We start from the raw sequence: 4,108 nt of genomic DNA, 5'->3' as shown, positions 1-4,108 counted from the left end.
ATGGGGGATCAGATCGGTGCATCCCCCCCTTCTTCAGGCCTGCTCAAGGACGAACCCAGTATTCTGTTTACCAACAGTTTAGGCAACCAGTATTGCAGCACGGAAGAACGAATGAATCCTCGGTGCAATCTGGTAGCCACAATAGGCAATCATGAGTTCGACAAAGGGCAGAATGCACTGTTTGATTTGATTTATGGCACCGATAATCCTCCCGTTGAACACTGGATCGCCTTACCTCACTACCCAGGCGCAACCTATCCTTATATATCAGCAAATATAATTGATGTAAAAACCCAAAAACCACTTTTTCCTCCTTATATCATTAAAATGCTTGATGATATTCCTGTCGCATTCATCGGTGCGGTATTAAAAAAGGCAGCTGATTCAATGTTACCTGAGCATGCAAAAGGTATTGAATTTCTGGATGAGGCGGCAACCATTAATCAATACATTCCCGAAATAAAAGCAAAAGGAGCAAAAATAATTATTGTTCTCATCCATGAAGGTGGTAATCAAACACCTTATGAAGGTCAAACCCGGATAAATACTAAAGTAGAAGGAAGTATAAAAGAGATAGTCAATGAACTGGATGATGATATCGATGTTGTCATGGGAGGTCATACTCATCAATTTATAAATGCCTTCCTTCCCAATCGTAATGGAATAAATATTTTGGTAACTCAAGCAAACAGCTACAGCGCTTCTTTTGCTGAAGTAACCCTTGAAGTAGATCCTAAAAGCCATAAAGTCATGCAAAAGACGGCTAAAATTATCACAACCTTTGCCAATCATTGGCCAGGAACCGAACCGGATAAGCAGACCCAGGAATTAGTGCAGCTGGCAGAAAATAAGGTAAACCACCAAATAAACAGAAGCATTGGAACTCTAGCGCATGACTTATTAAGAGCAGCAAACGATGATGGGGAGTCCAATTTAGGAAATCTTGTGGCTGACGCATTCCGTTCCGCAATGAATGCAGATATTGGATTAACCAATCCCCACAGCTTACGTGATGACATGAAATCAGGAACAGTCACTTGGGGCAATGTCTATTCGATGCTTCCGTTCTCAAATATTATTGTAACCGTGAGTTTAACAGGACAAGATCTTTATGAGCTCCTGGAGCAACAATGGATGGGTACCTATGACAATATGCTGCACATTTCAGGCATAACCTACACTTATGACTCCTCAAAACCATTGGGTAATAAAATCAGTATCATCATGCATGAAAGCAAACCGTTAATTAAGAATAAAATCTATAGCGTGGCGACCAATAATTTTCTTGCGGCCGGAAACGGGGTGTTTTCTGTCATGAAGCGTGGAGCAATAACGCGTATTGGACAGAACGACCACGAAGCGATAATAGAATACATACAAAAATTACCCCAGCCATTCACCGCGGCTATTGAGGGAAGAATACGTCAGGAAGGCTAGAGAATCAGGATTTGAATTGCTTCATGTCCTCTTTGTCTGTAAACATTAACACATTCACGAGAGAACTTTTATCATTCAAATCAGGTATAAATGAATCCGCCTGCATTCCATAAGGGCCTTGTAAGAAAGGTTGTAAGTCATAGATTGTCTTTGTTTGATCACCTTGTTTTAAATAGTCATAAAATGGCACCAGAACAACACAATAGCGTTCATTATGAATATCAAAGTTAATAGGTATATTAAAGGTATTGGTCTTAATTTCTTGGGCTCTATTGTAAAAGCCTAAATGATGCCTCCTCGGACGAGGTATTACTGGTACGCCACTGATTGGAGGCGGATTAATCATTGTCATTCGCTCAGTTAAAACCGGGATTTGTTGTTGAAATTGAGTACCGAGAAAGCTTGTATGGAGCATTCTTGCTTGTGCTTCATTAATTGCCCAGGAAAAAGAGAGGGCTAGATGCTCTAATATAGTATATTTAAGTTTAGCATCAGTAATATTACTGTTTGCTATATCTGATAAAAAATCCTGTGCGGATGTTTCAGCAAGATTATTTTTCAAAGCATTAAATGCTGCAACTCTATTGGATTGCTCAAATAAAACTAAAATTTTTAAAATATGGTTAAAATTTATTATTTCAAGCTCATCATATCCTATTAAAAGTAGAGAGATAGCCTTTATCTTGTCTGCATCATTCTTTAATGATTTCAATTGATTATAAAATTCTTCGAACATTTAAGACCCGATTCTGATCACAATGATATAAAAAGGCATGTTATGATCGATTTAAATCAGTAGTCAAGTGCCAGAAGATTAGCATGAAATAGATTCGATATTCAGCTTAACCTGCTGGCTCACACAAAATACAGCTCGAAATGGTAAGGCAACGATGATAAAACCTATCGATGTAAGCGTCGATGAATATTTGCAACATCTTCCGGCAATTCATAGTGTACTGGTTCTGATTTCATCCATTTATTACTGAAAAAACTTAAATTGGATTTAACAAATTCATAGGTATTAGATACCGCATTTTTACTGATGTCATAAATATCCAAGGGATTGGAGAGCTTGATGATATTATCAATAAAAATCGCATGGAAAATAGAATACGCATCCGGCTTCTTATTTTCTCTTAATAAGCATTCCAGGCTATTTTGAGCGGAACTGATAAAGAGCAGATACGTAATTCTTAAGCCAATGGATGAAAAGCTGTCATCGAGTAAATTAACAATTAGAGACATGGTATCTACCGTCACTAAGAGCCCAGCTATGTATCTGGATAATTGAACATACACCGCGTTTTGGAGGGCAATTTTAATTTTGCCATTATCCATCTCAGATATCATTTTGTAGGTATTAAATAGAAATAATAAGTCATGCTCTTCTTTTAACGAATTATTGATTATTTGATTAAGCATATGATTATATGTTGCAATATTATCCCGTCTAAAGAAGGCATCAAAAATGTTTTGTTGTGGAGGAGGATGCCTCAAAAAATTTGCCTTATATTCACTTATGAATTGATGAGCAGACAAGAACATAGGCTCGGGAAAAGGCTGATGGCCATTATCATTGAAATCCAATATCTCTTGGGCATTCGCTTCAAATGGATTATTGATTATTTTTTTTGAACGTCCTTAATTGCCAATTGAATTTATTTTCTGTATCAATTTTGGCAAGAAGCTCATTATCATCAATAAGAGTATTAGTATCCTTACCTTGCAATAACGTATTTACGTCATCTTCATTGCTAACATGTTCGTGAGAAACAGGGATTTTACTTGATAATTGAAGTGCATAATAATTGCCTTTTCTCATTGACAATGGACAAGAAGAAAGCTGGCTCAGAGTTCCCTCATCGCTAATATAAAAGTAAATATCTTTTTGCTGGTTATCCTGTTTAGGAACTTTTATTAAAAGAGCCCGTTCTTTGGTTAGTCGCCCGAAAGTAATTGGGCACCTATTAGTATATGACATTGATTTGATCTCTTTTTATTAAATTTTTCGAAAGCTTAGTTATCTCTCATCCCCAAATACATCCGGTACGGTGAATATAATATATTTATAAGTTAGTGGGCTAAGGAACACAGCTCACCATAGACGCCTTAATGATAGCGAAAAAAGTTAAGTTGACGAAGCAAGATAGAGTATATAAACTGACCGACTCTGATTTAATCGAGCTCAGTTGTTCCTATGTATGATAATCTAAAGTTTTTCCCCCAATACAAGCAAGCATTTTCTAAATTACATTTTAAAGACACCAGTTGTTTTGTAAAGAGCTATTTATTAGCTCATCCCTCAGAAGACATTTCAACCCTTTTAAATTTGAGTAAAGCGCTAGTGTGCTGGTTTTCACAAGATCAAATAAAAAATATGGCCCTACAAGATAATGGCCTAAAAGCACTTGAATACATTACCCAAAATAGCAAAACTCTTTTTTGCATACCTCTGGCTCAATTAGCAGTTCCCAACGCGATTCAAGATGGAATTCGGGCAGAGGAAAAGAATTTTATCTTATTTGCAACCTGCATCAGAAAGATACACAGTATTGTTATAAACTACACAGATCCCATTGAAAAATTAGCACACTTAATTGAAAGTAACAAAAGCGAACAGAGCTATCATTTCGCGAGTAAACTGCATAATGTTGATTATTCTGCTATTGAA

5 protein-coding genes are annotated in these 4,108 nt (G+C 36.7%); 2 read left to right on the top strand and 3 right to left on the bottom strand.

Annotation, left to right across the window (positions count from 1 at the left end; genetic code table 11):
• The coding region (locus tag Q0495_RS14460; RefSeq protein WP_298627553.1) for a bifunctional metallophosphatase/5'-nucleotidase at positions 1–1,437 on the top strand (1,437 nt) is incomplete at its 5' end.
• A 4-nt stretch (positions 1,438–1,441) separates the two neighbouring features.
• Here the strand turns inward: Q0495_RS14460 and Q0495_RS14455 are convergent.
• The 3 genes from Q0495_RS14455 to Q0495_RS14445 form a co-directional block, all read right to left on the bottom strand.
• A complete protein-coding gene (locus Q0495_RS14455) occupies positions 1,442–2,173 on the bottom strand; it encodes a hypothetical protein (protein ID WP_298627551.1) in 732 nt (243 codons plus the stop codon).
• 164 nt (positions 2,174–2,337) lie between these two features.
• On the bottom strand, positions 2,338–2,934 hold the full coding sequence (locus Q0495_RS14450) for a hypothetical protein (RefSeq protein ID WP_298627549.1): 597 nt from the start codon (positions 2,932–2,934) through the stop codon (positions 2,338–2,340).
• Between the two features lie 118 nt (positions 2,935–3,052).
• Positions 3,053–3,418, bottom strand: a complete 366-nt coding sequence (locus Q0495_RS14445) for a hypothetical protein (protein WP_298627547.1) — start codon at positions 3,416–3,418, stop codon at positions 3,053–3,055.
• Between the two features lie 216 nt (positions 3,419–3,634).
• On the opposite strand from Q0495_RS14445, the gene Q0495_RS14440 reads away from it, so the two are divergent.
• Positions 3,635–4,108, top strand: a 474-nt coding sequence (locus tag Q0495_RS14440) for a hypothetical protein (protein WP_298627545.1), incomplete at its 3' end; no start/stop codon positions are given.

Origin of the sequence: uncultured Legionella sp. (assembly GCF_937871865.1) — a bacterium.
In the GTDB taxonomy this organism is placed as follows: domain Bacteria; phylum Pseudomonadota; class Gammaproteobacteria; order Legionellales; family Legionellaceae; genus Legionella.
Note: the sequence above shows the minus strand (reverse complement) of the source record. Positions and strands in the feature narration are given on the sequence as shown.

Bases quoted from the DNA above. Each gene is read 5' to 3' on its own strand.
- Q0495_RS14445 (WP_298627547.1), bottom strand. From the start codon at position 3,418: ATGTCATATACTAATAGGTGCCCAATTACTTTCGGGCGACTAACCAAA.
- Q0495_RS14455 (WP_298627551.1), bottom strand. From the start codon at position 2,173: ATGTTCGAAGAATTTTATAATCAATTGAAATCATTAAAGAATGATGCA.